This is a genomic window from Streptomyces beigongshangae, assembly GCF_019710745.1.
Classification (GTDB): Bacteria; Actinomycetota; Actinomycetes; order Streptomycetales; family Streptomycetaceae; genus Streptomyces; species Streptomyces beigongshangae.
In genome coordinates this window covers 1-2,399 of sequence record NZ_JAHKJW010000155.1, presented here as the reverse complement: position 1 = coordinate 2,399, position 2,399 = coordinate 1, and the positions used below count along the sequence as shown (strand labels likewise).

At 75.2% G+C, this 2,399-nt stretch carries 2 protein-coding genes; both read left to right on the top strand.

Annotation, left to right across the window (positions count from 1 at the left end):
* Positions 1-113 precede the first annotated feature (113 nt).
* Entirely contained in the window at positions 114-374 is a 261-nt protein-coding gene (locus KM933_RS38565; RefSeq protein WP_221362289.1) for an acyl carrier protein, read from the top strand.
* A gap of 12 nt (positions 375-386) precedes the next feature.
* On the top strand, positions 387-2,399 hold a 2,013-nt coding region (locus tag KM933_RS38560; RefSeq protein ID WP_221362287.1), incomplete at its 3' end, for a lantibiotic dehydratase.

Below are 2,399 nucleotides of genomic sequence, written 5' to 3'. Positions count from 1 at the left end.
CGTGCACGCCGGCGCCGGCCGCTGACCGGCCACCGGGCCGCCGCCCCTCCCCTGTCCCCCGCACCCCCCACCACCACCCACCCACCGCACCCCACATCGCAGAAGGACGGACCATGGACTCCATCGACACCGCCGAACTCACCGGGCTGATCACCGGCTACTACCGGGAGACGCTCGGCGACGACACCCTCGACGCCACCAGCGACTTCTTCGAGGCGGGCGGCGACTCGCTCGCCGCCTTCCAGATCGTCCACCGGCTCCAGGAACTGCTGGACGACGAGATCGCCGTCGCCCTGGTCTTCACCTATCCGTCCCCGGCCGAGCTCGCGGAGGTCGTCGTCGACGACCTGTCCCTCGCTCCCGCGTCGGCCTAGGGAGGCAGCGGGATGCACGAGGGATCCGTCTCTCTGAGCGGCCGCTGGCGGCTGTGGGACCAGGTCGCGGTGCGCGGCGCGGGGTTCCCCGCGGAGGGGGTGCTCCGGCTCGCGCCGGAGGGCCTGGCCGCGGCGGCGGACAAGTTCGGGCCGCGGGACGCCCTGTCCGGCGCGGCCTGGAAGGCCTTCGAGGCCGAGTTCGCCCGGGGTGCCGTGCGGGCGGCCGCGGACTCGCAGCGGATCGCCGCCTCCGGACCGTTCCGGGCGGCGGTCGCCTGGCAGAACCGGGGGCTGCTCGACTCGGCGGTCCGGCCGTTCCTCAACTGGTCGCCGGCGACCGCGGGCCGCACCTTCAAGCAGCGCCAGCGCGAGGAGCTGGTCGCGCACTACTGGCAGCGGTTCTGCGTCAAGAACGACACCATCGGGTTCTTCGGACCGGTCGGTTGGGGCACCCTCGACACCGCCGGGACCGGCCTGGCAGTCGAACCGGGCACCGGACTGACCTCGTCCTCGGAGGTCTTCTGGTCCAGCTGGGCGGTCGACGCGCTGGCCCGGGAGATCGACGCCGACCCCGCGGTGCGCCCCTGGACCGCGCCCCGCCGGGTACCGTTCGTACGGCTGGAGGAGGACGCCGTACGGACCCCCGCGAGGCCCCCGCAGCCGGTGCCGCCCGAGACGCTGCGGCTGCTGCGCCTGTGCGACGGCACCCGCTCCGTCCCCGCCCTCCAGCGGGAGATCGGCCCGGGAACGGACGTACCCGCCCTGCTCGGCGAGCTGGTCCGGCGGCGCTGGATCACCTGGCGGCTGGAGGTGCCCGCCGACATCCGGCCCGAGCGCCGGCTGCGCGCCTGCCTGGAGCGGATCGGCGAGCCGGCCCTGCGTGCCGCCGCCCTCGCCCGGACGGACGAGCTCCAGGAAGCGGTGGAGGCGGTCCGGGCGGCGGCGGAGGACCCCGAGCGCCTGGTCGCGGCCCTCACCTCCGTCGAGCAGGCGTTCCAGCGGGTGACCGACACGGCCACCAAGCGCGAGAAGGGCACCGGCACGGCGCCCGGCCGCGCGGTGGTCTACTCGGACAGCCGCCGCTCCGCCCGGGTCACGCTCGGCAGCGATGTGCTGGCCGCGCTCGCCCCGCTCGATCTGCTGATGTCGTCGGCCTCCTGGCTCTGCTCCGCCCTGGCCGCCCGGGTGACGGAGCGCGTCACCGAGGTGTACGAGGGGCTGCGCGCCGGTGCCGGACCCGGCCGGCCGGTGGATCTGGCCGCCTTCTGGTTCGCCTGCATGCCGGTCCTGCACGGGGCCGCGGTCACCGACGCCGCCGGTCTCCAGGCCGAGTTCGAGCGGCGCTGGCAGCGGATCCTGCCCGCCACGGACGGAGTGCGCCGGGTCACGGTCGCCGGCCGGGACATCGCCGGCCGGGTGGCGGAGGTCTTCGGGCCGGCCACCGCACCGGGCTGGACCGCGGCCCGGTACGTCAGCCCGGACGTGATGATCGGCGCGGAGGACGCCGGCGCCGTGGAGCGCGGCGAGTTCCACCTCACCCTCGGCGAACTCCACCTGGCGTCCAACACGCTCGGGAACGAGCTGTTCGTCAACCAGCACCCCGACCGCCGTGAGCTCTTCGACCGGACGGACCGGGACCACCCGGCGCCGCGGCTCATGCCGCTGCTGCCCAAGGAGCACAGGTCCCGGCTGTCCGCCCGCATCCGGCACGCGCTGGTGCGGCCGCAGGACTACCAGGTCGCCCTCCTCGACAACACGGCCGACCCGTACCGGGAGCGCACCGTGCCGAGCGCCGACGCCGTGGTGGAACGGCGCGACGGCCGGCTCTGCGTGGTGCTGCCCGACGGCGCGGTGTTCCCGGCCGTGGAGGTCTTCGCCCATGTGCTGACCACGCTGGTGACGGACCGCTTCCGGCTCCTGCCGGAGGCCGACCGCTCCCCGCGGGTGACCGTCGACCGGATGACGGTGGCCCGGGAGAGCTGGCGGTTCACCGGCTCCGCGCTGGACTTCGCCGAGGACAAGAGC